Origin of the sequence: Streptococcus mitis, from assembly GCF_002096855.1 — a bacterium.
In the GTDB taxonomy this organism is placed as follows: domain Bacteria; phylum Bacillota; class Bacilli; order Lactobacillales; family Streptococcaceae; genus Streptococcus; species Streptococcus mitis_Y.
In genome coordinates, this window is the sequence record NZ_NCVH01000033.1 from 66,092 (window position 1) to 92,637 (window position 26,546).

The 26,546-nt window shown below is 40.0% G+C and carries 35 protein-coding genes and 1 other RNA gene; 24 read left to right on the forward strand and 12 right to left on the reverse strand.

All coding sequences use genetic code 11. From position 1 onward, the window contains the following. The first annotated feature begins 15 nt into the window (after positions 1–15). Together glyS and B7698_RS08425 are read left to right on the forward strand one after the other, a co-directional pair. Positions 16–2,052, forward strand: coding sequence for a glycine--tRNA ligase subunit beta (glyS, locus tag B7698_RS08420; protein WP_084865265.1), 2,037 nt, complete (start codon positions 16–18; stop codon positions 2,050–2,052). A gap of 41 nt (positions 2,053–2,093) precedes the next feature. Next, on the forward strand, positions 2,094–2,351 hold the full coding sequence (locus B7698_RS08425) for a DUF896 family protein (RefSeq protein ID WP_000371284.1): 258 nt from the start codon (positions 2,094–2,096) through the stop codon (positions 2,349–2,351). An 84-nt stretch (positions 2,352–2,435) separates the two neighbouring features. Here the strand turns inward: B7698_RS08425 and B7698_RS08430 are convergent, their stop codons facing one another. From B7698_RS08430 to B7698_RS08440, 3 genes are read right to left on the reverse strand one after another with little or no spacing between them, the layout of a single operon-like run. Continuing rightward, positions 2,436–3,680: an NAD(P)H-dependent oxidoreductase gene (locus B7698_RS08430; RefSeq protein ID WP_000673672.1), complete on the reverse strand. Its 1,245-nt coding sequence runs from the start codon at positions 3,678–3,680 to the stop codon at positions 2,436–2,438. 17 nt (positions 3,681–3,697) lie between these two features. Next, entirely contained in the window at positions 3,698–4,303 is a 606-nt protein-coding gene (locus B7698_RS08435) for an NADPH-dependent FMN reductase (protein WP_000915930.1), read from the reverse strand. Positions 4,304–4,362: 59 nt separating this feature from the next. Continuing rightward, positions 4,363–5,286 carry an FAD:protein FMN transferase gene (locus tag B7698_RS08440; RefSeq protein ID WP_004256850.1) on the reverse strand — a complete coding sequence of 308 codons (924 nt, stop codon included), beginning with the start codon at positions 5,284–5,286 and terminating at the stop codon, positions 4,363–4,365. A 308-nt stretch (positions 5,287–5,594) separates the two neighbouring features. Here B7698_RS08440 and nox point away from each other — a divergent pair, with 308 nt between their 5' ends. From nox to pdxT, 3 genes are all read left to right on the forward strand, one after another. Next, a complete protein-coding gene (gene nox, locus B7698_RS08445) occupies positions 5,595–6,974 on the forward strand; it encodes a H2O-forming NADH oxidase (RefSeq protein ID WP_024057824.1) in 1,380 nt (459 codons plus the stop codon). Between the two features lie 151 nt (positions 6,975–7,125). Continuing rightward, complete coding sequence (pdxS, locus tag B7698_RS08450; protein WP_084865267.1) at positions 7,126–8,001, forward strand: pyridoxal 5'-phosphate synthase lyase subunit PdxS; 876 nt, start codon at positions 7,126–7,128, stop codon at positions 7,999–8,001. Further along, positions 8,002–8,583 carry a pyridoxal 5'-phosphate synthase glutaminase subunit PdxT gene (gene pdxT / locus B7698_RS08455; RefSeq protein ID WP_084865269.1) on the forward strand — a complete coding sequence of 194 codons (582 nt, stop codon included), beginning with the start codon at positions 8,002–8,004 and terminating at the stop codon, positions 8,581–8,583. 20 nt (positions 8,584–8,603) lie between these two features. Here the strand turns inward: pdxT and trhA are convergent, their stop codons facing one another. Together trhA and B7698_RS08465 are read right to left on the reverse strand one after the other, a co-directional pair. Then, a complete protein-coding gene (gene trhA, locus B7698_RS08460) occupies positions 8,604–9,251 on the reverse strand; it encodes a PAQR family membrane homeostasis protein TrhA (protein ID WP_001097996.1) in 648 nt (215 codons plus the stop codon). After that, entirely contained in the window at positions 9,248–9,694 is a 447-nt protein-coding gene (locus B7698_RS08465) for a DUF1836 domain-containing protein (RefSeq protein WP_084865271.1), read from the reverse strand. The genes trhA and B7698_RS08465 overlap by 4 nt, the downstream gene beginning before the upstream one ends. A 134-nt stretch (positions 9,695–9,828) precedes the next feature. On the opposite strand from B7698_RS08465, the gene B7698_RS08470 reads away from it, so the two are divergent. The 7 genes from B7698_RS08470 (at position 9,829) to trxB (ending at position 14,181) form a co-directional block, all read left to right on the forward strand. Beyond that, positions 9,829–10,323, forward strand: a complete 495-nt coding sequence (locus tag B7698_RS08470) for a GNAT family N-acetyltransferase (RefSeq protein ID WP_000405856.1) — start codon at positions 9,829–9,831, stop codon at positions 10,321–10,323. After that, positions 10,323–10,832 carry a methylated-DNA--[protein]-cysteine S-methyltransferase gene (locus tag B7698_RS08475; protein ID WP_020903509.1) on the forward strand — a complete coding sequence of 170 codons (510 nt, stop codon included), beginning with the start codon at positions 10,323–10,325 and terminating at the stop codon, positions 10,830–10,832. The genes B7698_RS08470 and B7698_RS08475 overlap by 1 nt, the downstream gene beginning before the upstream one ends. A 12-nt stretch (positions 10,833–10,844) precedes the next feature. Next, entirely contained in the window at positions 10,845–11,201 is a 357-nt protein-coding gene (locus B7698_RS08480; RefSeq protein ID WP_000889083.1) for an arsenate reductase family protein, read from the forward strand. A 157-nt stretch (positions 11,202–11,358) separates the two neighbouring features. Continuing rightward, a complete protein-coding gene (locus B7698_RS08485) occupies positions 11,359–12,159 on the forward strand; it encodes an amino acid ABC transporter permease (protein ID WP_001103445.1) in 801 nt (266 codons plus the stop codon). Beyond that, positions 12,159–12,902, forward strand: a complete 744-nt coding sequence (locus tag B7698_RS08490; protein WP_000590982.1) for an amino acid ABC transporter ATP-binding protein — start codon at positions 12,159–12,161, stop codon at positions 12,900–12,902. The genes B7698_RS08485 and B7698_RS08490 overlap by 1 nt, the downstream gene beginning before the upstream one ends. Before the next feature lie 77 nt (positions 12,903–12,979). Beyond that, a complete protein-coding gene (locus B7698_RS08495) occupies positions 12,980–13,204 on the forward strand; it encodes a DUF4059 family protein (protein WP_000926599.1) in 225 nt (74 codons plus the stop codon). A 65-nt stretch (positions 13,205–13,269) separates the two neighbouring features. Beyond that, positions 13,270–14,181 (forward strand): thioredoxin-disulfide reductase, encoded by a 912-nt coding sequence (trxB, locus tag B7698_RS08500; RefSeq protein WP_084865273.1) that lies wholly within the window; start codon positions 13,270–13,272, stop codon positions 14,179–14,181. Between the two features lie 191 nt (positions 14,182–14,372). Here trxB and rlmB read toward each other — a convergent pair whose 3' ends face one another. Both rlmB and def read right to left on the reverse strand, forming a co-directional pair. After that, the gene (gene rlmB, locus B7698_RS08510) at positions 14,373–15,101 is read right to left on the reverse strand and encodes a 23S rRNA (guanosine(2251)-2'-O)-methyltransferase RlmB (protein WP_057487644.1); all 729 of its coding nucleotides are present in this window, start codon (positions 15,099–15,101) and stop codon (positions 14,373–14,375) included. A 44-nt stretch (positions 15,102–15,145) separates the two neighbouring features. Then, complete coding sequence (def, locus tag B7698_RS08515) at positions 15,146–15,757, reverse strand: peptide deformylase (protein ID WP_049500103.1); 612 nt, start codon at positions 15,755–15,757, stop codon at positions 15,146–15,148. Positions 15,758–15,931: 174 nt separating this feature from the next. Here def and B7698_RS08520 point away from each other — a divergent pair, with 174 nt between their 5' ends. From B7698_RS08520 to ssrA, 4 genes are all read left to right on the forward strand, one after another. Beyond that, positions 15,932–17,257, forward strand: a complete 1,326-nt coding sequence (locus B7698_RS08520) for a CapA family protein (protein ID WP_084865275.1) — start codon at positions 15,932–15,934, stop codon at positions 17,255–17,257. Positions 17,258–17,278: 21 nt separating this feature from the next. Continuing rightward, positions 17,279–18,106, forward strand: a complete 828-nt coding sequence (locus tag B7698_RS08525; RefSeq protein WP_084865276.1) for an HAD family hydrolase — start codon at positions 17,279–17,281, stop codon at positions 18,104–18,106. Position 18,107: 1 nt separating this feature from the next. Next, positions 18,108–18,743 (forward strand): SGNH/GDSL hydrolase family protein, encoded by a 636-nt coding sequence (locus B7698_RS08530; protein ID WP_084865278.1) that lies wholly within the window; start codon positions 18,108–18,110, stop codon positions 18,741–18,743. 61 nt (positions 18,744–18,804) lie between these two features. Further along, positions 18,805–19,152, forward strand: a transfer-messenger RNA (tmRNA) gene (ssrA, locus tag B7698_RS08535). Between the two features lie 142 nt (positions 19,153–19,294). Here the strand turns inward: ssrA and B7698_RS08540 are convergent. The 4 genes from B7698_RS08540 to B7698_RS08555 form a co-directional block, all read right to left on the reverse strand. Continuing rightward, positions 19,295–20,377 (reverse strand): tyrosine-type recombinase/integrase, encoded by a 1,083-nt coding sequence (locus B7698_RS08540; RefSeq protein ID WP_049542781.1) that lies wholly within the window; start codon positions 20,375–20,377, stop codon positions 19,295–19,297. A 129-nt stretch (positions 20,378–20,506) separates the two neighbouring features. Further along, complete coding sequence (locus tag B7698_RS08545) at positions 20,507–21,103, reverse strand: CD20-like domain-containing protein (protein ID WP_084865280.1); 597 nt, start codon at positions 21,101–21,103, stop codon at positions 20,507–20,509. Between the two features lie 102 nt (positions 21,104–21,205). Further along, positions 21,206–22,156 carry an Abi family protein gene (locus B7698_RS08550; protein WP_084865282.1) on the reverse strand — a complete coding sequence of 317 codons (951 nt, stop codon included), beginning with the start codon at positions 22,154–22,156 and terminating at the stop codon, positions 21,206–21,208. A 137-nt stretch (positions 22,157–22,293) separates the two neighbouring features. Continuing rightward, entirely contained in the window at positions 22,294–23,052 is a 759-nt protein-coding gene (locus B7698_RS08555) for a LexA family transcriptional regulator (RefSeq protein ID WP_084865284.1), read from the reverse strand. Between the two features lie 146 nt (positions 23,053–23,198). Here B7698_RS08555 and B7698_RS08560 point away from each other — a divergent pair, with 146 nt between their 5' ends. The 4 genes from B7698_RS08560 to B7698_RS08565 all read left to right on the forward strand — a co-directional run bounded on the left by B7698_RS08560 (position 23,199) and on the right by B7698_RS08565 (position 24,359). Then, a complete protein-coding gene (locus tag B7698_RS08560) occupies positions 23,199–23,342 on the forward strand; it encodes a hypothetical protein (RefSeq protein ID WP_084865286.1) in 144 nt (47 codons plus the stop codon). Between the two features lie 169 nt (positions 23,343–23,511). Beyond that, positions 23,512–23,634: a hypothetical protein gene (locus B7698_RS10430; RefSeq protein WP_001003831.1), complete on the forward strand. Its 123-nt coding sequence runs from the start codon at positions 23,512–23,514 to the stop codon at positions 23,632–23,634. Between the two features lie 394 nt (positions 23,635–24,028). Continuing rightward, the gene (locus B7698_RS10265) at positions 24,029–24,175 is read left to right on the forward strand and encodes a hypothetical protein (RefSeq protein WP_192855129.1); all 147 of its coding nucleotides are present in this window, start codon (positions 24,029–24,031) and stop codon (positions 24,173–24,175) included. 1 nt (position 24,176) lies between these two features. Next, positions 24,177–24,359 carry a hypothetical protein gene (locus tag B7698_RS08565; RefSeq protein ID WP_023947987.1) on the forward strand — a complete coding sequence of 61 codons (183 nt, stop codon included), beginning with the start codon at positions 24,177–24,179 and terminating at the stop codon, positions 24,357–24,359. Here the strand turns inward: B7698_RS08565 and B7698_RS08570 are convergent. Further along, the gene (locus tag B7698_RS08570; protein ID WP_084865287.1) at positions 24,356–24,580 is read right to left on the reverse strand and encodes a DUF2188 domain-containing protein; all 225 of its coding nucleotides are present in this window, start codon (positions 24,578–24,580) and stop codon (positions 24,356–24,358) included. The genes B7698_RS08565 and B7698_RS08570 overlap by 4 nt on opposite strands. Positions 24,581–24,726: 146 nt before the next feature. Here B7698_RS08570 and B7698_RS08575 point away from each other — a divergent pair, with 146 nt between their 5' ends. The 4 genes from B7698_RS08575 to B7698_RS08590 are packed head-to-tail and all read left to right on the forward strand — an operon-like array spanning position 24,727 to position 26,500. Next, positions 24,727–24,912 (forward strand): helix-turn-helix domain-containing protein, encoded by a 186-nt coding sequence (locus tag B7698_RS08575; protein WP_084865289.1) that lies wholly within the window; start codon positions 24,727–24,729, stop codon positions 24,910–24,912. A gap of 12 nt (positions 24,913–24,924) precedes the next feature. Next, complete coding sequence (locus tag B7698_RS08580) at positions 24,925–25,161, forward strand: hypothetical protein (RefSeq protein ID WP_001157069.1); 237 nt, start codon at positions 24,925–24,927, stop codon at positions 25,159–25,161. A gap of 44 nt (positions 25,162–25,205) precedes the next feature. Next, positions 25,206–26,081: a DUF3102 domain-containing protein gene (locus B7698_RS08585; protein ID WP_084865291.1), complete on the forward strand. Its 876-nt coding sequence runs from the start codon at positions 25,206–25,208 to the stop codon at positions 26,079–26,081. Beyond that, entirely contained in the window at positions 26,078–26,500 is a 423-nt protein-coding gene (locus B7698_RS08590) for an ORF6C domain-containing protein (protein ID WP_084865292.1), read from the forward strand. The genes B7698_RS08585 and B7698_RS08590 overlap by 4 nt, the downstream gene beginning before the upstream one ends. Positions 26,501–26,546 lie beyond the last annotated feature (46 nt).

The following is a 26,546-nucleotide window of genomic DNA, read 5'->3' on the forward strand; positions in this document are numbered from 1 at the left end:
TTCGGAGAAAAAAACATGACAAAAAACTTATTAGTAGAACTCGGTCTTGAAGAATTACCAGCCTATGTTGTTACACCAAGTGAAAAACAACTAGGCGAAAAAATGGCAGCCTTCCTCAAGGAAAACCGCTTGTCTTTTGAAGCTATTCAGACCTTCTCAACACCACGTCGTTTGGCTGTTCGTGTAATTGGTCTTGCAGACAAACAGTCTGATTTGACAGAAGATTTTAAGGGGCCAGCAAAGAAAATTGCCTTGGATAGTGATGGGAACTTCACCAAAGCAGCTCAAGGATTTGTCCGTGGAAAAGGCTTGACGGTTGAAGATATCGAATTCCGTGAAATCAAGGGTGAAGAATATGTCTATGTTACCAAGGAAGAAATTGGTCAAGCAGTTGAAGCCATTGTTCCTGGTGTTGTAGATGTCTTGAAGTCCTTGACTTTCCCTGTCAGCATGCACTGGGCTAACAACACCTTTGAATACATCCGTCCTGTTCACACTTTAACTGTTCTTTTAGATGAAGAAGAGTTTGATTTAGATTTCCTTGATATCAAGGGAGGTCGTGTGAGCCGTGGTCATCGTTTCTTGGGACAAGAAACCAAGATTCAGTCAGCATTGAGCTATGAAGAAGACCTTCGTAAGCAGTATGTAATCGCAGATCCACGTGAACGTGAGCAAATGATTATTGACCAAATTAAAGCAATCGAAGCTGAACATGGTGTACGTATCGAAATTGATGCTGATTTGCTTAATGAAGTCTTGAACTTGGTTGAATACCCAACTGCTTTTATGGGAAGTTTTGATGCCAAATACCTTGAAGTTCCCGAAGAAGTTTTGGTGACTTCAATGAAAGAACACCAACGTTACTTTGTTGTTCGTGATCAAGATGGTAAACTCTTGCCAAATTTCATTTCAGTTCGTAACGGAAACTCAGAGTATTTGGAAAATGTTATCAAAGGAAATGAAAAAGTCTTGGTAGCCCGTTTGGAAGATGGTGAATTCTTCTGGCGTGAAGATCAAAAATTGGTCATTTCAGATCTTGTTGAAAAATTAAACAATGTAACCTTCCATGAGAAAATTGGTTCCCTTCGTGAACACATGATTCGTACGGGTCAGATTGCTATTCTCTTGGCAGAAAAAGCAGGCTTGTCAGCGGATGAAACGATTGACCTAGCCCGTGCAGCAGCCATTTACAAGTTTGACTTGTTGACAGGTATGGTTGGCGAATTTGACGAGCTCCAAGGAATTATGGGTGAAAAATATGCCCTTCTTGCTGGGGAAACTCCAGCGGTAGCAGCTGCTATTCGTGAACACTACATGCCTACATCAGCCGAAGGAGAACTTCCAGAGAGCAAGGTTGGAGCCATTCTAGCCATTGCAGACAAATTGGATACGATTTTGAGTTTCTTCTCAGTAGGCTTGATTCCATCAGGTTCTAATGACCCTTATGCCCTTCGTCGTGCGACGCAAGGTGTGGTTCGTATCTTGGATGCCTTTGGTTGGCACATTGCTATGGATGAGTTGATTGATAGCCTTTATGCTTTGAAATTTGACAGCTTGACTTATGAAAATAAGCCAGAGGTTATGGACTTTATCAAGGCTCGTGTTGATAAGATGATGGGTTCTACTCCAAAAGACATCAAGGAAGCAGTTCTTGCAAGTTCAAACTTTGTTGTGGCGGATATGTTGGAAGCAGCAAGTGCTCTTGTAGAAGCAAGTAAGGAAGAAGACTTTAAACCATCTGTTGAATCCCTCTCACGTGCTTTCAACTTGGCTGAGAAAGCAGAAGGCAATGACACAGTTGATCCTGCTCTCTTTGAGAATGAAGAAGAGAAAACCTTGGCTGAAGCAGTAGAAACACTCGTTTTATCAGGGACTGCCAGTCAGCAATTGAAACAGCTCTTTGCGCTTAGTACAGTCATTGATGCTTTCTTTGAAAATACTATGGTTATGGCTGAAAATGAAGCAGTCCGTCAAAATCGTTTGGCAATCTTGTCTCATTTAACTCAAAAAGCAGCTAAGTTTGCTCGTTTTAACCAAATCAATACCAAATAAACTCAGTCAAACGGAGTTTATCTTATCATAAGGGAGAAGAAATGGATCCGAAAAAAATTGCTCGTATCAACGAGCTTGCTAAAAAGAAAAAAGCAGAAGGCTTGACCCCAGAAGAAAAAGTAGAACAAGCCAAACTACGTGAGGAGTACATAGAAGGTTATCGTCGCACTGTTCGTCACCACATCGAAGGGATCAAAATTGTGGACGAAGAAGGAAACGATGTTACACCAGAGAAACTACGTCAAGTCCAACGTGAAAAAGGTTTGCATGGACGTAGTTTAGATGATCCTAACTCATAAAATGAAAGGGGCTTGTAGATGATTTACAAGCCCCTTTTTTGTTGTAATAAAAAAGAAGGAGCCATTTGGCTCCTTTTTGGTTTCTTAGTTGCTTGCACCAGAAGTAGCGTCTGCGTCACCACCGTGGCCTCCAGCATCACCTGAATCAGAAGCGCCAGAAGTAGCATCGGCGTCTCCATGACCTCCAGCTGCAGGAGCAAAAGGTCCGCTACCACCCACCAAACGTTGACCCGTTTCTTTTAGGTACCAGTCAAGCCATGGTTGGAAGTTAAAGACGATTTCATTGATACCAGCGTATGATCCGTCAGGATAGTACATCGCTTGGTAGTTGTGAGTGTTGATAACACCTGCAGGAGAACCTGGAACGATCGTACGGACGTATTCTTGGTTTCCGTTGCGAAGTGTTCCGATAACCCACTCTACGTTCTTCATACGTGCTGGTGGAAGAGAACCATGAACAGTCGACATACGGCTACCTGATTGAGGTGGTACACGTTTAGCGAACATGGTATCTGGATCTTGGTGAGCGTTGTTGTAGTAGAGGAATTGGTTGTTGTCGTCAGCGTATGTCAATTCAAATGGCATAGCTTTCAAGAACATATCGATTTGGTTAACTGTTAGGATACCGTGGTCCAATTTGACATAGGTATCACCAGAAACAGCTCCAGTGATTGCTGCAACTTTTTCTACCCATTCTGGATCGTCAGGATCAACTTCTGTAATGGTTGTAGCAATTGGTTTTCCACAATCCAAGTCTTCTGGTTCGATTGGTTTTGGTTTTTTCAATTTCGAAACGACTCCTACGTATTTTACAAAGTTATCTAAGCAAGTTTCAAGGAATTTAACAGTGCCTTCGTTGGTGATATTTCCGTTGTTATCAAAAGCTTCCTTAGCTTTACCAAGAAGGAATTCGTTACCTGGAAGTGTGTAGGCGTTGACACCTGGAGCGTCAAGGATCTTACGAAGGTGAACTTGGGCACGTGATGTTCCTTGGTCATAGTATGATGCACCCACAATCATAACAGGCTTGTTTTCAAATGGATGAACTTCGTATGAAAGCCATTCAAGTACAGATTTGAGAGAAGCTGAGATAGTGTGGTTGTGCTCAGGAGTGGCGATAATGACACCATCAGCACGTGTAATCTTGTTATACAAGAAGCGCAATTGGAAACTTTCGTCCCATTTTTCGTCTTGGTTAAACATTGGAACTTCGTCGATTTCAAGAACTTCTAATTCAAATTTGAATTTGAAATTGCGACGAATAAATTCCAAGAGTTTGCGGTTATATGATTGATCGTAGTTTGATCCAACAAGTCCAACAAATTTCATTCTTTCGGTCTCCTATCTTACAAATTTTCCCAGTCAAATTCTTCAGCATCTTTGCGAAGCAATTCTTGTGCATTGCGCAATTTCTCAGTAATCTTCACAAAGATACGGAAGTCATCAAAGATGGCATCCAATTTCTTGATGACATCAAGGTCAACCAAGTCTCCACTTGGGTTAAATGCTTGAAGAGAGTGTGAGAGCAAGAATTCATCTGGTAGAACATTTGCCTTGATTTCAGGAGCATTCAAGATTTGACGAAGTTGCAATTGGGCACGAGATGAACCTAGTGTACCATAGGAAGCACCAGTAATCATGATTGGTTTGTTCAAAAGTGGGTAGATACCGTAAGATAGCCAAGCAAGAGCGCTCATTAAAACTGCAGGGATAGAGTGGTCGTACTCAGGAGTACCGATAATCACACCATCAGCTTCTTCAATTTTAGCTGCAATTTCAAGAATTTCAGCGGGAAGAAGTTTATCTGCAGGTTTGTTGAAAACAGGAATGTCCTTGATTTCAACGAGTTCAATTTCAGCTTTATCAGCAAAGTGTTTTTGCATGTATTGGAGCAATTGGCGGTTTGTAGAACGTTTAGAGTTCGTTCCAACAATGGCAATAAGTTTTAGCATGAGATTTCCTTTCTCTTTTTACATAATACAATTTTAAAACTCCATTGAAACATTTGTTTCTATAGAGTAGGAATTCCTGAAGAACAGCTTAGGTGACCTTCCTTATCGATGAGGATAGCTTCGATGCCCTCCAAACTTTCGACTTGCCAGAGGATAGAAGCAGGTCTTTCTCCAAATAGACGAGTTGTCCAGATTTCACCATCAACTGATTTATCAGAGATGATTGTTAGACTCGCTAGTTCCGTTTCAACAGGATATCCTGTTTGGCTGTCAAAAATATGATGGTAATCTTTTCCATCGACAGTCAGGTGACGTTCATAAATGCCTGAAGTCACGACAGATTTATTGACAACAGGGATGGTCATTAAGTGATTTCCCCTCGGATTGGCTGGGTCTTGAATCCCAATTTGCCAAGGCTGATCCCCTCTTGCCTGATTTTTTCCAATAGTCAGGATATTCCCTCCCAGATTGATCAAGGCAGATGTCACTCCCTCTTTTCTCAGAAATTGAGCAACTTTATCCGCACTATAACCCTTGGCTAAACAACCTAGGTCTATCTTCATTCCTTTCTGTTTTAGAAACACAGTAGAAGTAGAAGAATCTAACTCGATATAATGAGGATTGATTAAAGGGAGAATTGATTCGATTTCTTGAGGCTGGGCAACTTTGGCATCTGAAAAACCGATACGCCAGGTTTGAATCAAGGGACCAATGCTGATATTGAGATGGCTAGATGGCGCTAGGCTATGCTCTAATCCAAGTGAAATCAGTTCGAACAGGTCTGGATGAACCTTGACGGGGGCTATTCCAGCTTGATGATTGATTTCCATCAACTCAGATTCTTGGCTATTGGCATTGAAGCGGTATTCGAGCTCTCTGAGTAAATCAAAGGATTTCTGGATCAAGCTATCGGCTCGCTCATCTACTAATGAAATAGTGATAGTAGTCCCCATTAGCCGTTCGGAATGTGAACTAAGAGGCAAGCTACCAACTCCTTTCTTTTATGAAAAGAAGACTGAAATATAGTAAATTTATATTAAATTTAACCCCTTACATTTTCTTTTCATGATACTAGCATACCATAAAGTCAGCGTTTTCACAAATAAAATTTGTAAACTTGTCAAGAAATATGCTCAGAAAATAAAGAGTAATTGTAAGAAAGACTGATAAAATACAGATTATTTACATTTTTTTACAAAAAAAACGGGAAAATTAGCTAAACTCTTGTAAACGCTAACAGTAAATGTTATACTAGAAAGGTAAATTTAAAATTGAAGGTAGGAATTTTTCTATGAGTAAAATCGTTGTAGTTGGTGCTAACCACGCTGGTACAGCATGTATTAACACTATGTTGGATAACTTTGGAAATGAGAACGAAATCGTTGTATTTGACCAAAACTCTAACATTTCTTTCCTAGGATGTGGAATGGCCCTCTGGATTGGTGAACAAATTGACGGTGCTGAAGGCTTGTTCTATTCTGATAAAGAAAAATTGGAAGCTAAAGGTGCTAAGGTATACATGAATTCACCAGTTCTTTCAATAGACTATGATAACAAAGTAGTTACAGCGGAAGTTGAAGGAAAAGAGCACAAAGAATCATATGAAAAATTGATTTTCGCTACAGGTTCTACACCAATCTTGCCACCAATCGAAGGTGTTGAAATTGTTAAAGGAAACCGTGAATTTAAAGCAACTCTTGAAAACGTACAATTTGTGAAATTGTACCAAAACGCTGAAGAAGTGATTCACAAATTGTCTGATAAGAGTCAACACCTTGACCGAATCGCCGTTGTTGGTGGTGGTTATATCGGTGTTGAACTTGCTGAAGCCTTTGAACGTCTTGGAAAAGAAGTTGTCCTTGTTGATATCGTTGATACTGTTTTGAACGGTTACTATGACAAAGACTTCACACAAATGATGGCGAAGAACTTGGAAGACCACAACATCCGCTTGGCGCTTGGTCAAACTGTTAAAGCAATCGAGGGTGACGGTAAAGTTGAACGCTTGATTACTGATAAAGAAACTTTTGATGTGGATATGGTTATCCTTGCAGTTGGTTTCCGTCCAAACACAGCCCTTGCTGATGGAAAAATTGAACTCTTCCGTAACGGTGCCTTCCTTGTAGACAAAAAACAAGAAACATCTATCCCAGGCGTTTACGCAGTAGGTGACTGTGCGACTGTTTATGACAACGCACGTAAAGACACTAGCTACATCGCGCTTGCTTCAAATGCTGTTCGTACTGGTATTGTTGGTGCTTACAATGCTTGTGGCCATGAATTGGAAGGAATCGGTGTTCAAGGTTCAAACGGTATCTCAATCTACGGTCTTCACATGGTTTCAACTGGTTTAACTCTTGAAAAAGCAAAAGCTGCTGGTTACAACGCAACTGAAACAGGCTTTAACGATCTTCAAAAACCAGAATTTATGAAACATGATAACCATGAAGTTGCCATCAAGATTGTCTTTGACAAAGATAGCCGTGAAATTCTTGGTGCACAAATGGTTTCACACGATTCTGCAATCAGCATGGGAATCCACATGTTCTCACTTGCTATCCAAGAGCATGTAACAATCGATAAATTGGCCTTGACAGACTTATTCTTCTTGCCACACTTCAACAAACCATACAACTACATCACAATGGCTGCCCTTACAGCTGAAAAATAAAAATGATGAACTATCTGGCCTTAAGTTAAGGCTAGATAGTTTTTTCATTACTTTGTACCCATACAATTATGATTTTTTTATCTTGTGATTCATTCTAATCTAACTTAAAATGAAATGGTAGCTACCAATATAAATAATGAGGATAAAATAAATGACTGAAAATCGTTATGAACTAAATAAAAACTTGGCACAGATGCTCAAAGGTGGGGTTATCATGGACGTTCAGAATCCTGAACAGGCCCGAATTGCAGAAGCTGCTGGTGCGGCAGCTGTGATGGCCTTGGAGCGGATTCCGGCTGATATTCGTGCAGCTGGTGGGGTTTCCCGTATGAGTGATCCAAAGATGATTAAGGAAATCCAAGAAGCGGTTAGCATTCCAGTAATGGCCAAGGTCAGAATCGGGCATTTTGTAGAAGCTCAGATTTTAGAGGCTATTGAGATTGACTATATCGATGAGAGTGAAGTGCTGTCTCCAGCTGACGACCGTTTCCATGTGGATAAGAAGGAATTCCAAGTTCCTTTTGTCTGTGGGGCTAAGGACTTGGGTGAAGCCTTGCGTCGTATCGCTGAAGGAGCTTCTATGATTCGTACCAAAGGAGAACCAGGGACAGGAGATATTGTTCAAGCCGTTCGTCATATGCGCATGATGAATCAAGAAATTCGCCGTATTCAAAACCTACGCGAAGATGAGCTATATGTAGCTGCAAAAGAACTCCAAGTTCCTATAGAATTAGTCCAATACGTCCATGAACATGGGAAATTGCCAGTTGTAAACTTTGCGGCTGGAGGCGTTGCAACGCCAGCAGATGCGGCGTTAATGATGCAATTAGGGGCAGAAGGTGTCTTTGTCGGTTCAGGTATTTTCAAGTCAGGAGATCCTGTCAAACGAGCGAGTGCCATTGTCAAAGCGGTAACTAATTTCCGAAATCCTCAAATTCTAGCTCAAATCTCTGAAGATTTAGGAGAAGCTATGGTTGGTATTAATGAAAATGAAATCCAAATTCTCATGGCTGAGCGAGGAAAATAGATGAAAATCGGAATATTGGCCTTGCAAGGGGCCTTTGCAGAACATGCAAAAGTGCTAGAACAATTAGGTGTCGAGAGTGTTGAAATCAGAAATCTAGATGATTTTCAGCAACATCAGAGTGATTTGTCGGGTTTGATATTACCTGGTGGGGAATCTACAACCATGGGCAAGCTCTTACGTGAGCAGGACATGCTGATTCCCATTCGAGAAACCATACTTTCTGGATTTCCCGTTTTTGGTACTTGCGCAGGCTTGATTCTCTTAGCTAAAGAAATTTCTTCTCAGGAAGAGAGTCATCTAGGAACTATGGATATGGTGGTCGAGCGCAATGCCTATGGGCGCCAACTAGGAAGTTTTTATACCGAAGCAGAATGTAAGGGAGTTGGTCAGATTCCAATGACCTTTATCCGTGGTCCAATTATCAGTAGTGTTGGAGAGGGTGTAGAAATTTTAGCAACAGTTGACAATCAAATCGTTGCTGCTCAAGAAAAAAATATGTTAGTGACCTCTTTTCATCCAGAATTGACTGATGATGTGCGCTTGCATCAGTACTTTATTAATATGTGTAAAGAAAAAAGTTGAGATTGAATTTCTCAACTTTTTTACATGTAATAAACAATGGCGATGTATTGGAGGGCAGATGCTGCTAGGATAAAGAGATGCCAAATCATGTGGAAATAAGGTTTTTTCTTGGCGTAAAATCCAGCCCCAACTGTATAACAAAGTCCGCCAGTTACCATGAGACTCCAGAAAATTGGCGTTGTTTGACTGATAATGGCAGGAATGATAGCTAGAACCAACCAGCCCATAATCAGGTAAAGAGCAAGGCTAAATTTCTCATTGACTTTTTTAGCAAAGATTTTATAGAGAATACCAAAGATGGTCGTTCCCCATTGGATGGCAATAATTAGATAGCCAAACCAGTTATTCATTAAGGTCAAGACGACGGGCGTGTATGAGCCTGCAATAGCAACATAAATCATCGAATGATCAATGATTCTCAAGACATATTTATGGGTTGAACCATAGGCCATAGAGTGATAAATGGTGGATGATAGAAACATGAGAAAGAGACTAATAACGAAAATGGAAACACCGATAGATGATAAAAATCCGTGTGCCTCATAACTATAGGTGGATGAAATGGGGAGTAAGATGAGCATGATGACTGCACCTACGGCATGGGTCACACTATTAGCAATCTCCTCTCCGAAACTGAGTTGTTTGCTGAGTTTAAGACTAGTGTTCATTGGATTACCTCCTCTTGAGTATGATCGATTAAGGCTAGAGTTTGATGATAGAGTTTAACGGTTTGGCAGCTGGTTTGGATGATAGGGCTAGCTGGATCAATTCCTTGGTTCATGTAGTCTACAAAAGCGTCGTAGAGTTGGTCTGAACTTGCTTGAGTTTGTAGAGTATTAAGTGTCTGTGCTATTTCTTGAATAGAAAATACAGACTTGAGGGTTGTGATAGCAATCAAACGGGCAATCTGTTGGCGTTGGTATTTTTTCTTATCAGGTTTTGTCAGGTAACCATGTTTCACATAATTATTGACCATAGATGCTGTCAGGCCCTTGTCTTTATCAAGAGAGATAGGGGCGCAGACCTGATTGACATAGAGTAAAACCTGGTCCAGATAGAGGTCAATGTTTGGAATTTCTGCCCATTTTGGGTAGGAAAAGGTAGTTTTCATTTGCAACTCCTTTTTATCTAGTTTTGATAACTAGATTATAAAATAACAAAAACAGAAAGTCAAGTTTTAACTGCTTGTGAAAAGGCTTAAATTATGCTATGATGGGAGAAACTAGTCAGAAATGAGGAGAAAAGATGGAAATTCGTTTAGCTTTTCCAAATGAAGTAGATACCATCATGCAGGTGATGGAGGATGCTAAAAAATGTTTAGCAGATGCTGGTAGTGACCAGTGGCAAAATGGTTATCCAAATGCTGATATTATTATTGAGGATATTATCTCAGGTCAAGCCTATGTAGCCTTGGAAGAGGGAGAATTACTAGCTTATGCAGCTGTGACCAAGAGTCCAGAGGCAGCCTATGAAGCCATTTATGAAGGAAACTGGCAAGCTGGGGAGTCAGAGTACCTAGTCTTTCACCGTATTGCTGTGGCAGCAGATGTACAGGGACAGGGCGTTGCTCAAACCTTCTTAGAGGGCTTGATTGAAGGTTTTGACTATCTAGATTTTCGCTCAGATACGCATGTTGCAAACAAGGTCATGCAGCATATTTTTGAAAAACTTGGTTTTAAACAGGTTGGTAAAGTGCCTGTTGATGGCGAACGCTTGGCCTATCAAAAATTAAAGAAATAATGCAAAAGATGTACGTAAAAATGCTCTACTTTTCGCCAATAGGAACCTTGTCTTTGGTTGCCGACGAGCAATATCTGTATGGCATTTGGGTGCAGGAGCAGAAGCATTTTGAGAGAGGACTAGGAGATGAGACGATAGAAGCAGTTGTTAGTCATCCAATTTTAGATCCAGTTATTGCTTGCTTAGATGATTACTTTAAAGGCAAGTCTCAGGATTTATCCGACTTGCCCTTGGCTCCAATCGGAACGGATTTTGAAAAGCGAGTTTGGTCCTATCTACAGGGAATTCCTTATGGTCAGACAGTGACCTATGGACAAATAGCCCAAGAGCTACAAGTGGATTCTGCTCAAGCAATTGGTGGGGCAGTGGGACGCAATCCGTGGTCTATCCTAGTACCTTGTCATCGGGTGCTGGGAGCTGGCAAGCGTCTGACAGGTTATGCTGCAGGAGTGGAAAAGAAAGCTTGGCTCTTGGAGCATGAAGGCGCAGATTTTAAAGATATAAAATAGAAAGTGAAAGACATGTTAGAATTTATCGAATATCCAAAATGTTCAACTTGTAAAAAAGCAAAACAAGAATTAAACCAACTCGGTGTGGACTATAAAGCCATCCATATCGTTGAAGAAACACCTAGCCAAGAAGTCATTTTAAACTGGCTAGAAACCTCGGGTTTTGAGTTGAAGCAATTTTTCAACACCAGTGGGATCAAATACCGTGAATTGGGGCTGAAAGATAAGGTAGGAAGTCTGTCAAACCAAGAAGCAGCTGAGTTGCTAGCAAGCGACGGTATGTTGTTAAAACGCCCCATTTTAGTAGAAAATGGAACTGTTAAGCAAATCGGTTATCGAAAAGCTTATGAAGAATTGGGATTGAAATAGTTTTTATCTATCTCTTTGATAGATAAAATATATAACCTCCCTGTTTCAAAGTATGATAAACTAGTAGGTAGACAAAGTCTGTACCTGACCGTAGCAAATAATTTCATTGACGGCAAAAGTATGGTAGAATGAATCATTATCAGGAGAGGATGTTTTTATGAATGTTACAACGATTTTAGCATCAGATTGGTACCAAAACTTGATGCAATTGATTCCGGATGGCAAGCTTTTTAGCTTGCGTTCGGTCTTTGATGGAATCCCGAGAATTGTCCAACAACTTCCAATAACGATTATGTTGACCATTGGTGGTGCTCTTTTTGGCTTGGTTTTGGCGCTTCTTTTTGCCATTGTGAAGATCAATCGTGTCAAAATTTTATACCCCTTGCAGGCCTTCTTTGTTAGCTTCTTAAAAGGGACACCGATTTTGGTGCAACTCATGTTGACCTACTACGGAATTCCTTTGGCTTTGAAAGCTCTCAATCAGCAATGGGGAACTGGTTTCAATATCAATGCGATTCCAGCCGCTGCTTTTGCAATTGTCGCCTTTGCCTTTAATGAAGCAGCTTATGCTAGTGAAACCATTCGTGCAGCCATTCTCTCAGTCAATCCTGGTGAGATTGAGGCGGCACGCAGTCTGGGGATGACCCGAGCGCAAGTTTATCGTCGCGTGATTATTCCAAATGCGGCCGTTGTGGCGACTCCAACCTTAATCAATTCCCTAATCGGCTTGACCAAAGGAACTTCTCTAGCCTTTAGTGCGGGTGTTGTGGAAGTCTTTGCCCAAGCTCAGATTTTGGGTGGAGCTGATTACCGCTACTTTGAACGCTTTATCTCCGTTGCCCTTGTTTATTGGGTAGTCAATATCGGAATTGAAAGCCTTGGTCGTTTCATCGAGAGAAAAATGGCTATTTCTGCACCCGATACAGTGCAAACAGATGTGAAAGGAGACCTTCGTTAATGATTAAGATTTCGAATTTAAGCAAATCCTTTTCAGGACAGACTGTCTTGGATCATCTGAACTTGGATATTCAAAAAGGGGAAGTTGTAGCCTTGATTGGTTCTTCAGGAGCTGGAAAATCAACCTTCCTTCGTAGTCTCAATTATCTTGAAACACCTGACAGTGGCTCTATTCAGATTGATGATTTCTCAGTTGATTTTTCTAAAATCACTCAAGAAGAAATCCTTGCCCTACGCCGTAAGTTGTCTATGGTTTTCCAACAGTTTAATTTGTTTGAACGCCGAACAGCACTTGATAATGTGAAAGAAGGCTTGGTTGTTGTCAAGAAATTATCCGACCAAGAAGCAACCAAGATTGCCAAGGAAGAGTTGGCTAAGGTTGGGCTTTCAGACCGTGAAAACCATTATCCTCGCCATTTATCAGGTGGACAAAAGCAACGGGTTGCCTTGGCGCGTGCGCTTGCTATGAAACCAGATGTCTTGCTCTTAGACGAACCAACTTCAGCCCTTGACCCAGAATTGGTTGGTGAAGTAGAAAAATCTATTGCAGATGCTGCTAAGTCAGGTCAAACTATGATTTTGGTTAGTCATGATATGTCCTTTGTAGCCCAAGTGGCTGATAAGATTCTCTTCTTAGATAAGGGGAAAATCATCGAGTCTGGAACGCCGGATGAGATTATCCACCATCCTAAAGAAGAGCGGACAAAAGAATTCTTCGCTAGTTACAAACGGACTTATATTTGATATAATAGATAAAGGAAAACTCAGTTAGCTGGACTAGCTGAGTTTACTCTTTAAAAAAGATAGAAATGAGAGAAATCATGCTACTGCAACTATTTTCTTTATATTTCGAGAGTTTGATCTTGACCACCATCCTCGTCCTGATTTTTTTAGGGATTTGGATTGGACTGAGAGCCATGTCGGGAGTTGATAAGACAGCTAAGGCTCGCCAAGCCCATCTCTATGATATGATTATGATAGGGGTCTTGGTTGTTCCAGTATTATCCTTTGCGGTTATGAGTTTAATTCTTGTTTTTAAGGCATAATCCTTGCATGATTGACAAGAAAGAGTTAGAATAAAGATAGTTACAACAAGAAAGAAGGAAACTATATGTACGATACTATTATTATCGGTGCTGGACCTGCAGGGATGACTGCGGCCTTATACGCTGCTCGAAGCAATCTAAAAGTAGCCTTGATTGAAGGTGGTCTGCCAGGTGGTCAGATGAATAATACATCTGATATTGAAAATTACCCTGGATACGCTAATATTAGTGGGCCAGAATTGGCTGAAAAGATGTTTGAACCGCTTGAAAATCTTGGTGTTGAGCACATTTATGGTTATGTTGAAAATGTAGAAGACCATGGTGATTTTAAGAAAGTGATGACCGTTGACCAAACATATGAAACACGTACAGTTATCGTAGCAACTGGTTCTAAACACCGTCCTTTGGGAGTACCTGGAGAAGAAGAACTGAATAGTCGTGGTGTTTCTTACTGTGCCGTGTGTGATGGTGCTTTCTTCCGTGACCAAGATTTGTTGGTAGTTGGTGGCGGAGATTCAGCTGTTGAAGAAGCCCTCTTCTTGACTCGTTTTGCTAAGACTGTTACCATTGTTCATCGTCGTGATCAACTCCGTGCCCAAAAGGTATTACAAGACCGTGCCTTCGCTAATGAGAAAGTCAGCTTTATCTGGGATTCTGTAGTGAAGGAAATCAAGGGTGAAAACCGAGTAGAATCTGTCGTATTTGAAAATGTGAAAACAGGTCAAGTGACAGAACAAGCCTTCGGTGGCGTCTTTATCTATGTTGGCTTGGACCCTCTTAGCGATTTTGTTAAAGAATTGAATATCCAAGATCAGGCTGGATGGATTGTGACAGATAACCACATGAAAACTGCAGTTGATGGTATCTTTGCGGTTGGAGATGTTCGCTTGAAAGACCTTCGCCAAGTAACAACAGCAGTTGGAGATGGGGCCATCGCCGGTCAAGAAGCCTATAAATTTATCACAGAACATAGTTAATACACTTCGAAAATCTCTTCAAACCACGTCAGCTTCGCTTTGCCGTAGGTATGGGTACTGACTTCGTCAGTTCTATCCACAACCTCAAAGCAGTACTTTGAGCTGTCTACAGCTAGCTTCCTAGTTTGCTCTTTGATTTTCATTGAGTATAATCATAAAAAAGTTTCCAATCAGATGACTGGAAACTTTTTTTATAGTCTATTTCGAAAAACTTCGTACATAAGAATGGCTGCAGCAACACTGGCATTGAGGCTTTGAACATGTCCATTCATAGGAATGGTAATCATTTCATCGACCTGTTTTTTGATGTTGCTAGAGATACCTTTTCCTTCATTTCCGATGATGAGGGCGATTTTCCCTTTTGTATTCCACTTGTGGCAAGGAGTACCATTCATATCCGTTCCAAAGGTCCAGAAGCCTTCATCCTTGAGTTTGTCCAGAGTTTGGCTCAGATTGGTTACTCGGGTAATCGGAACGTGTTCAATAGCACCTGTGGCCGTTTTAGCAACGACAGGAGTAACTCCGACAGCACGGTGCTTGGGAATGATGACACCTGAAACATTGGTCGCATCAGCGGTTCTTAAGATGGAACCTAAGTTGTGAGGATCAGTTAACCCGTCCAGAATCAAAAGCAAAGGATTTTCTTCTTGACGCGTTTTTGCAAGGATGTGATCTAGCTCGCTATAGGCAAATTCAGATACTCGTAGAACAAAACCTTGGTGGACAGCACCTTCAGTCATCTCAGAGAGGGATTTTTTTGAAGTCCAAGAAATGGACACCTTCTTTTCTGTGGCCAGTTCTTTGACTTTCTCAACATTCTTACCTCGGAGATCTTCTTGAAGGTAGAGTTTATTGCCAGTATTTGCAAGGAGTGCTTCGGTGACGGCGTGGACGCCATAGACAATATCATTTGTTTTCATGCCTCTATTATAACACAAAACCCCGTCTTGCAACGGGATTTTCTTTATTCTAGAATCAGTAAACCATCTTTAACTGCAAATGGGTCTTTTTCATTGATACGATCGTAAAACATGATACCGTTGATGTGGTCAATTTCATGCTGAACAACGATGGAGTTGTAGCCTTTGAGTTTGATACGGTGTTTTTCTCCATCCTTGTCAAAGTAGTCAACAGTAACGCGGGCATGGCGAACAACATAGCCAGGCACGTTGCGGTCAACAGAAAGGCACCCTTCTCCTTCGCCAAGAGCAGCGTCTTGAACAGAGTGAGAGACGATTTTTGGATTGTACATAATAGCTTGCAAGTCGTAAGCTTCCTGAGGAGTTTCGCCTTCTTCGACAATGTTTGGCACCAAAACAGCGATAATACGTTTTGAGATATCCAATTGAGGAGCAGCAAGTCCAACTCCACCGCGGAGCCCCATTTTTTCAGCCATGACAGGATCTTGGGAATGTTTGAGGAATTGCATCATCTTTTCGCCAAGAATGATTTCTTGATCAGATAGGGGGAAAGTGACTTCCTCAGCAACTGCGCGAAGAGTCGGATTCCCCTCGCGGATAATATCTTTCATATCAATTAAGTGAGCAGCTTTCGTAATACGTTCTATAGCAGACATTTTCTCTCCTTTCATTACCTCTACATGATATCACAAAATGACAAGGATTGAAAGCATTACGGCATCGAGCTTTTATAGAAAATGCCTACTAGGTTCGATTCAATTGTGAAAGAATTACTTATCTGTGATATAATAAAAAGAAAAGGCTTGCATTAGAAAGTAGGGAGAATGAAGATGCAAAGAAGACAAGATAGACATAAACGTGGACCAGTTTTTCGTTTTATGAGGGGGTTTGTAAACTTTTTTAGGAGTTATCGCAAGTGGAGTAATAAGGGATTTGTGGCGATACTTTTGCTAGCAGTTGCTTTATCAATGGGCTTGGTCTTGTTGTTTGAAAGTTTCCAAGGAATCCCCTTAACCAGTCAAAAAAAGGATGCAATTTCTCAAGAAGCAAATAAGACCAATCAAAATGCTAAAGATCAGGAAGAGGAAAAATCTGCTAGAATTATGGCCAACGGGGACCTCCTCTATCATATTCCTATCTATCGTTCTGCTTTAAAAGAAGATGGAACCTATGATTTTCATGAAAATTTTGATTATGTGAAGCCATGGCTCAAACAAGCAGACTTGATTATAGGTGATTTTGAAGGTACTGTTAACAAGGACCACTATTTGGCAGGTTATCCTCTCTTTAATGCACCTGGCGAAGTTATGGATGCTATCAAGGATGCCGGTTATCAAGTGCTAGACTTGGCGCATAACCATATCCTAGATTCACAAATAGAAGGTGTGGTTTCAACAGCAGATGCTATTGAGAAGGCAGGAATGACACCTATTGGAGTGTATACGCATGAGTCCCGTGATCAAGCTCCACTGGTTATCAAGGAAGTGAACGGCATCAAGGTTGCACTTTTGGCCTATTCTTATGGTTTTAATGGAATTGAGCAAAGTATTTCTCAAGAAGACTATAACCGCTATCTTTCAGACCTAAATGAAGACAAGATGAAGGCTGAAATTGAACGTGCAGAGAAGGAAGCAGATATCACCATTATCATGCCTCAGATGGGTGTGGAGTATCGCTTAGAACCAACTGAAGAACAAAAGGTTCTTTATCACAAGATGATCGATTGGGGAGCTGATATTATCTTTGGAGGGCACCCTCACGTAGTTGAACCATCTGAAACGGTTGAAAAAGATGGGGACAAGAAACTCATTATCTATTCAATGGGGAACTTCATTTCCAATCAACGAATTGAAACCATGCAAGATGAAGAGAATGCTAAGTGGACAGAGCGTGGCGTGCTCATGGATGTGACTGTTAAGAAAAAAGCCGGTAAGACGACAATCGAAACTGCCAAAGCGCATCCTTCTTGGGTAAACCGTACACCAAAAGGAACCTATTCTCCAGAAGGTTATCCACTATTCCTATACCAAACTTATATCTTAGAAGATTTTATCGAGGGTGGTAGTCATCGTGACCAGTTAGATGAAGCGACTAAGGAACGAATTGATACAGCCTACAAAGAAATGAACGAACATGTGGGATTGAAGTGGGACTAGCTTGAATCCAGAGGAAAGTAAATGACGATTAAGGTAATTGCAACAGATATGGATGGGACCTTGCTGGATGCTAGAGGCCAGCTTGATCTTCCACGCTTGGAAAAGATTTTAGATCAGTTGGATCAAAGGGGTATTCGTTTTGTCATTGCGACTGGGAATGAAATTCATCGAATGAGGCAACTACTGGAGCACTTGGTCGATCGGGTGGTTCTGGTTGTTGCAAACGGTGCTCATATTTTTGAAAACAATGAACTGATTCAGGCTCAGACTTGGGATGATGCCATTGTCGATAAGGCTTTGGCTCATTTTAAGGGTCGAGCGTGTCAGGATCAGTTTGTTGTGACGGCTATGAGGGGTGGTTTCGTCAAAGAAGGTACGATTTTTACAGATCTTGAAAGTTTTATGACTCCAGAAATGATTGAAAAATTCTACCAACGGATACAGTTTGTGGATGAATTAACCTCTGATCTCTTTGGTGGTGTGCTCAAGATGAGTATGGTTGTTGGTGAGGAACGGTTGAATTCGGTCTTGGAAGAAATCAATGACCTCTTTGATGGCCGTGTTCGGGCTGTATCCAGTGGCTATGGTTGCATTGATATCCTTCAAGCTGGGATTCATAAAGCATGGGGCTTGGAAGAATTACTCAAGCGCTGGGATTTGAACTCCCAACAAATCATGGCTTTTGGTGACAGTGAAAATGATGTTGAAATGCTTGAAATGGCTGGAATTGCCTATGCAATGGAAAATGCTGATGATAAGGCCAAAGCTGTGGCGACGGCTCTAGCGCCAGCCAACAGCCAAGGCGGAGTTTATCAAGTCTTGGAAAACTGGTTAGAAAAAGGAGAATGAAGTGGCAGTACAGTTATTAGAAAATTGGTTACTAAAGGAACAAGAAAAAATCCAAACTAAGTATCGTCACTTAAATCAGGTTTCTGTTGTAGAGCCAGACATTCTTTTTATTGGGGATTCCATTGTTGAATATTATCCTCTACAGGAATTATTTGGAACTTCAAAGACGATTGTCAATCGAGGCATTCGAGGTTATCAGACAGGGCTGTTACTAGAGAATCTAGATGCGCATCTATACGGTGGAGCAGTAGATAAAATTGTCCTTTTGATTGGGACGAACGATATCGGAAAAGATGTGCCTGTGAATGAGGCTCTCAATAATCTCGAAGCTATCATACAGTCTATTGCTCGCGATTATCCATTGACTGAGATGAAATTGCTTTCTATTTTGCCAGTCAATGAGGGAGAGGAGTACAAGCAGACTGTCTATATCCGCACGAATGAAAAGATACAGGAGTGGAATCAAGCCTATCAAGAGCTTGCTTCTGCCTATATGCAGGTGGAATTTGTGCCAGTATTTGATTGTTTGACAGACCAAACAGGTCAACTCAAAAAAGACTACACAACTGATGGACTTCATCTCAGTGTTGCCGGTTACCAGGTTTTGACCAAAGCCTTGAAAGACTATCTTTTTTAGTTAGTTGATTTCCTTTTTGCATTTTTGAGTTAGATAAGGTATAATGGTTTTATTGTCTTTTGGGGTCGTTACGGATTCGACAGGCATTATGAGGCATATTTTGCGACTCGTGTGGCGACGTAAACGCTCAGTTAAATATAACTGCAAAAAATAACACTTCTTACGCTCTAGCTGCCTAAAAACCAGCAGGCGTGACCCGATTTGGATTGCTCGTGTTCAATGACAGGTCTTATTATTAGCGAGATACGATTAAGCCTTGTCTAGCGGCTTGATAAGAGATTGATAGACTCGCAGTTTCTAGGCTTGAGTTATGTGTCGAGGGACTGTTAAACTAATACATAACCTATGGTTGTAGACAAATATGTTGGCAGGTGTTTGGACGTGGGTTCGACTCCCACCGGCTCCATTATTCCTTTGCATTCTTTTGCATTCCTTTGTAAAACGTTGTTAAATCAACGTTTTTTATTTTTGAGTTTGGTATTCCTTGGTATTCTTTTGCGAAAAAGACAGACCCTAAAACAGACCCTCTTTTTGAAGAAGGTCTGTTGTGTTTAAAAATTAATATAATTGGCAAAGCGTTCTCCGATGTCATCCTTTGCTTGCTTAGTTATGTGAGTATAAACGTTCATGGTCGTCTTCAAGTCGGAATGTCCTAACCGATGTTGGACTTGCTTCAAAGTCATACCAGCGTCAAAACAAAGGCTGGCATGTGTATGTCTGAATCCATGGATTTTAATTGGACGTAGGTCGCTACCTTCCACAATTTTGATAAGCCACTTTCTAGGAAGAGTGCTTGGAATTGGCTTTTTAAATTCATTTTCAAAAATGTATTTGGTGTTTGGATTTTGCTTTTTCCATTTTTTCAAAATACTTTTTGTTTTCTTGTCCAGACTGATTAGTCGATTACTGCTTACCGTTTTGGTATTGCCTATCTCTTCGCCTGCAAAACCTCTTGTAATGGCCTTATTTATGTCAAGAGTATTATCTGTCCAGTCATTCCACTCAAGAGCTAAAATCTCCCCTTTTCGTGCCCCTGTGAAGGCCAGAAGACGGAATAGAGTTATCTTCTCTAGATCCTTTGTTTTGGAGACAAGTTTTAAAAATTTTTTAAGTTCGTCTTTGCTATAGAAATCGCTCTTGTTATCTGATTTCTTTCTTGTTGATGTAATCACGCTGTCTACTGGATTGGTATCAATGTAACCATGTCTGATTGCATACTTAAAAACATTATTCATCAACCCCTTTAACTTACGGCCATAGACCAGTTTCTTCGACCACTCGTTAGCTTGTTCCTGCATTTGAAGTGGTGTTATCGTAGCTATCTTTCTATTGCCGAAAGCTGGATAGATGTGATTCTTGAAATTCCTAGATGTCTTGATGTATGTGCTTTCTTGCACTGTCTCAGAATAATCTTTGAGCCATTTTTTTGCGATTTCCTCAACCGTGATTTCTTTCCTGCTTTGTTCTCCACTTTCTATATCTTCCTGAAGTTGAAGTAGTGCTGCTCTTGCTTTAGCTTTAGTCGCAAATCCTCTTCGTTTAATATACTTGTCTTTTCCGTTTTCTTTTCCGACGTAAATTCTAAAACCAAAAGCCGTCTCTCCGTTTTTCTTTTTATAAGACTTTATTTCCATTGATTTTTACCTCATTTCTTGATAAAATGGGTACAAGAAAACGACCTTTTGAATGGTTGTTTCCTTATAGACGATATCCTCACACTCAAAATTTGGCGATGGCGAGTGTGGGGATTTTTTTATTTTGAATTATTCCAATCCGATGCCGACTTTAGCAGTCAATAAATAAGCACCATTTTCTTGTTTGCTAAATGTCAAAGTAATGCTTCGGAGTTTTGTCCCTGCTGAAGAATATGAAATTGTTCTGCTTTCATGATCATTAACAGTAGTAGTGTTTATGCTATTTGGTTCTCCATGAACGCTAACAATATCATCGTAGTTAGTTCCACCAGCTCCATAATTCGTGATGTCACCCATCTGAAGAGCGTCAAACTGTTCTTTTGTCCAGTTAAATTTAGCATCCTCTTCTTTTTGTGATGATTCGATAGAAGAACTTACTGAGCTGACAGTTTCTTCAACGTTTTTAGCAGCGTTATTCAAAGCACGGGCATACATCAATTGCGTAGCGATAACAATAACCATTGATACGACTGCTAAGACTGTACCAATGATAGCCAACATTTTTGGTCTTTTTCTGTTAATAGCTAGACCTATCAAGCCCAATATAAGCGCTAAGATAGCAATAACAAAAGATAGATTGTTAATAATAGGCATCCAAGACCCAAATAGAGCAATCGCTCCAAAAATAATAGCCAAAATACCTAAAACTTTGCGTTCTTCATTCATAATGAAACCTCTCTCAGCTTTTAATGTGGATCAGTTATTGCACATTTTTTATTTCTGTTTTTTACATACCAACTATTTCCAAAATGGAAAGAGTTGGTTTATTTATTTTCTCGGTTCCTTGCGGTGCCAATTATTTGGAAATCCTAATGTAGCATTTATAATGTTTATATCAACGGATTTTAGTTTGTTTTCAAGTTTTCTAACTTTTTTTCTGAGAGTATTCCACAAACGATTGAACTCTTCTCCGCTGATGAAGCACTGTAAGCTGACAACTGTTGAGTAGACTGATTTTCTGGAATCGTCGTCTTGTAAGTTGAAGTCATCATGGATAGGGGAAAAGTAGACACTATTTGCAGTACAATTATAATTTAGCAGTCTGTTATTGTGAGCACATACGTTTCTTGTTTGGTTGATATTTTTTAAAAAAGAAATCATAGTTTCTGGGGGGAACACACCAGTGAAATCGGGATTATTTGTTTTTAAAAAACTAACTAAATCCTTTGCAATTTTATTTTGTAGACTCGTTGGCAAATTTTTGATAATGTTTCGTGTATCACCAAATTCCAAGTAGTCAGTTAAAACCCATATCGGGACATCTTTGTGGTTAGTGTAGTAGTGGTTGATTGAAGTTCCACGCTTATTTTTATTATAGTTCACAATTTTAGAGAGTCTAGATATGATATAGCCTACATCAAGGATTTTATCGTTGTCGTAATTTTTAGTGTCGAGATAAGCATATTGTTGATTTTGATAAGCCTCTGCAAATCTATGAGCTGTAATAGATTTTATATGATGTTCAGCTTCAAGTATAGATTGCAGGATAGCTCTCTTAATATCCTTGTCAAAAGTGTAGAGAGAAGCCACTTCATCGAAGGTGACGCCCTCTATATAATTATCACTATCTATTATCTGAAAGAATTTACTGTATCCGTTAATGATATTGTAGTAGTTGTTACTCAATAAATATTTTAATGTACGCTCTCTATTGGTGATAGCAAGATTTCTATCTTTGAGCACATCAAGTTGTTCTTCTAAATCTTTAAATGGTTTCAAAAAAAGCCTCCTCCAAGCAAATGGAGAAGACTTCTTCCGCATCAGACCCCGTAGAGTTATTGACACTTTTTTCTTAAATTATCTCCATTTTACTGTATTGTTTAAATTTTGTCAAGGTATTTTTGTTAAATTTAGTTTTATTCCCCTCTATACACCCCAATAACTGCAAAAATCTTGATGTGTGTGTCTTCGGCTGGTGGGAAGTCTAGGATGATGTCTTCATACTTGTCATTGAGCGACACTAGGCGTAAGCGTCCGTTTTCGGTATATATCTTCTTGAAGTAAGAACGATCTCCGTATGCGATAACTGCCAAATCTCCGTTGTAGGTAGTCAGTCCTTTGTCTACTAAATAGAGAATGTCTCCGTCTTGGTAGTCAGGTTGCATGGAGTCTCCGCTTACCTTGGTAGCAATATCGTGGCGTGGTGGTTGCTCGTCAACCTCTATAGTCTCTCTGTCAGTATCGTCGTAACCAAATCCATAGTTAAATCCGCAAGCCGCTGCCGTCTCAGATACAACCTCAACTTGGTACAAGCTGATAACTTCCGATACTTCGTTTATCTTCGTTTCTTCTCCGTTTTGCTCTTTCAGTTGCCTCTCGGCAAAAGTCAGGACTTTCCCCTGTCTAGGCAGTTCTAGTTGGTCGTAGATGGATTGGATATGAGAAGTGGTAGGGGTAATTTCAATAGATGAAGGTTTGGCTAGGTCAAATAGATATTGAGGAGAAACTTCTAAAGCCTGAGCATATATTCTAATATCCTTTTCATCTAACTGTCTATTTCCGTTTTCATGGTTAGAAATTGTATTTTGTTTAAAACCTGTCAGCTCGGCAAGTTTTTTTTGAGTTAATTTCTTGGATTTTCTTACTTCTTTAATTGAGTTACCTAGTATATTCATATTAAACAACTCCTTTCATTTCTTATTATATACTAACGTGACAAAAAAATAAATAAAAAAATCTCAAAAAGTGATAAAAAATTATTGACAAATATCTCAAAACGAGATATAATTAAATCAAGCTTAAGGAAAAGGAGGTAAGGCAAATGATGGAACACATCATAAAAAGCCTAGCAACCAAGGACACCACAACCGTCATCTTGGTACTAGGCTTAGTTAGAGAAGCTCGTCTTTGGCATAAGCAGTACTTAGCTTACAAGCTCAAAGACAAAGAGCTTAAGAAAAAGTAGAGAAAGGGGCGATGCCCCAACCTCTACTTGATAGTGTACCATCATTTGCCGTGAAAAGCAATGGATGAAAATGTTGGTTTGATAATCCTAGCAGGACTTGTGATTGTATCTTTTACTATCCGTCAGATAGTGAAGCACCGAAGTCATAAAAAAGATAAGGAGTAGGGAAATGAACGAATTAGAAAGAACAGCCCTCAACGAGATATTGAGGACCGTGACATATATTGCTGAGAAAGTGGATGAGTTAGATTCTAAGATTTCTTTGAACGATTCACAAGTTCCTGAGCAATAAAAAAAGTCTTAACCTACTTTACACTAGGTCAAGACCTGCACACTTTGATAAGATTTCACAGTTGGTGTAAAGCAACTGGTTGAAACTTCGCTGGTCATGCGTCCAGCACTGCAATCAACGTGGTTTAGCTAGTCTTTGAGTGCCGCTCGGTAGTTGTCTGTCAGTCCCGCTATAAGCAGAGCTGCAGTCCCTCTTATAGTCAGCGTCAGGCTCCATGCAGTCGCACTCGCAGTAAAAACGTGTTGGTTACCTAGCTAAACTAGATCACTGAACCACAGTCCCCTTCAAAAATTTTGCCAATTTGCATCAGCTCCTTTCTTGTTAAGGATAATATAAATATATACTGTTTTTGAAGGGCTTACATCAGTCTTAAGACTGATTTTTGGAGAAAATTATGGAAGATAAAATCATCGAACTTGCTGATTACTTCATCAGCGAGAACACAACGTACAGAGAAGCTAAAATAGCGTGTGAGAAGCTATTTAGACAAGTCAGCCATGAGATAGAACTCAGGGCGCTGGAAAGTAAAACGAGGGTATAAAATGAGACCAAGACGATATCCGTATAGTTTCAAACCAAATCTGATGAACATTTTAGATAGTCGCTTCTATACACGGCTAATTGTTGAAACAGAGGATGGAGCAAAAAAAATAGCAGAAGTCACACTAGATGATGTAACCACTGCTACAGGATATGTTGTAAGGCTAAGACCAAATTATGACTAGCCTTTAGGTGGGAATGGGTCTTTACCGTGGCTGTCACGGCTTTGAATTTTCCCATCTTTGCCATGAATGATTAGTTCGGAACCTTGATTTCGTGAAATTTGTCTAGCAATATTTGTAGCTTCACTCTTTGTAGAAGTATGAACAGTTGCTCTTGAATTGCCAGCACCTTTCACGTTCCAACCACCATTTTTGGCAGGGACAACATGCTGATTTTTGCCCATGATTATATCTCCTTTCTATTGGAATTTTGACTAAAACATGAGAGGTCTTAGTCAAGAATGATTATAACATAGATAGCAGAAAAGCACAACATGTTGTTAATCATATATATGTGTTAAACAACATATAGTGTTTTTGGAGGTATAACATGTGGGAACAATTAAACAGAATTATGCAGGAAAGAAATTTGAACGGACATCAATTATCTAAGATGGCTGGAGTCAATCGAAGTTTCTTTTCTGACCTGAAAAGCGGAAAAGTCAAATACCTTTCCTGGCCGAATATATGCAAAGTCGCTGATGCACTGGAAGTCAGCTTGGATGAATTTAGATAAGGGGGTGAGTGCGTGCAGGAACTTACAAAAAAACAAAAGTTAAAAAAGCAAGAATTGAAGCCGAAAATAAAGCTTAGAAAAGAGAGAAAGAAGCATGAACTTACGACAGTTTTTATGGCAGATTTAATTGGTTTGAAAAATCGCAGACAATATGAATTAAAAGAAAATGGCAAAGCTCCATTCCATGATTATGAGATATCTATTATTTCTAATTATTTTCACAAATCAGAGAGTGAATTATTTTTTTAAAATAAAATATCTCAATTTGAGATTAAACAGAAAGGGATTAGAGAGTGAATGAAATAGCTTTATCAAACAATCTCAATCAGATTGAACTAGAAATCAATCATCACAAACAAATTGCAGGGCAGTCAATCTGGGAAATCGGCAGACGACTCAATCACGTTAAGGAACATGATTTGACTCATGGGCAGTTTATGGCGTGGTTGAAGAAAGTTGATTTGAGTTGGTCGGAAGCAAATCGCATGATGAAGGTTGCTAAAGAATTACCAAATTACCCAACGTTGAGTAATTTAGGTAGTACAGCCCTTTATCTCATCGCAACCCTTCCAGCAGAGGAGAAGCAAGCTCAACTAAACAGGATTGAGCAAGGAGATAGCCCAACAGTCAGAGAGTTGCAAGATTTGAAATTAAAATTTTCCGCAGCGAAAAGAAAAATAATGGAACTGCAAAATGGGCAAGAACCGACTAAGGAAATCGTGAAAGAAGTCCCTGTCATGCCAGCGGACTATCAGGAAGCCCTCCAGAATCGTCAAAAACTAGAAGAGCGTGCCGAGTCAGCAGAGGAAAGGAATGCCTTTCTTGAAGCGCAATTAAAAGACCTGTACGATCAGCGTGCAGAAGTGGATGAAAAATCGAACAAGTACGATGAATTGACAAAAGCCATCCAGCAATCCCAAGGGCAGTTGGACGACTACCAGAAAAGAATTGCTTCCTACAAGAATATCCTTAGCCTTATCCAGAAAGGGAATGATTTTCTTGCCAATATGGGCGGTCTCATCTACGCAGATGAAGAAAAAGTTCTACATACGGACGGTGTTGCTGGTCAGGAGTTCGATAGTTTCGTCAATCGAGGCATCCGATTCTTTACGGATTTACAAGCAATCAGAAATAAAGACAATCAAATCTTGGAAGGAGAAATTTTATGACGCATGAAGTAGTTACAATTCAACCGAACGAACTGACTCAAGAAGATATCTTGATTCAGGTTCTACAAACTCAAAAAGAACTGAAGCAAAATCAGGAAGTGTTGGCAGGAGATGTTGATTATCTTAAAAATGAGCAACCAGTCAACCCATCAATTTGTTTAGAACTTGAAAATTTAAGAAAAGTGAAAGTCATCAAGGCTCTTGGTGGTAAGGATAGCCAAGCTTATAAAGACCGTTCTTTTGCTGGCAAGGTATTTCGTCAGGCTGCTAAAGACTTTAAAGAGTTCTTTAGGATTCCACGGTATGACCTACTGAAGAAAAAAGACGAAGAGAAGGCTTTTACTTATTGGGACTCATGGGAGCCATCACATAATACCAAGATGGAAATTAAGGAACTGAATAAAGTTAAACCAGCGTAGGTGCAGGGATGGAAGATAGAGTCATTATAGCAGAAAAGGAGATTAG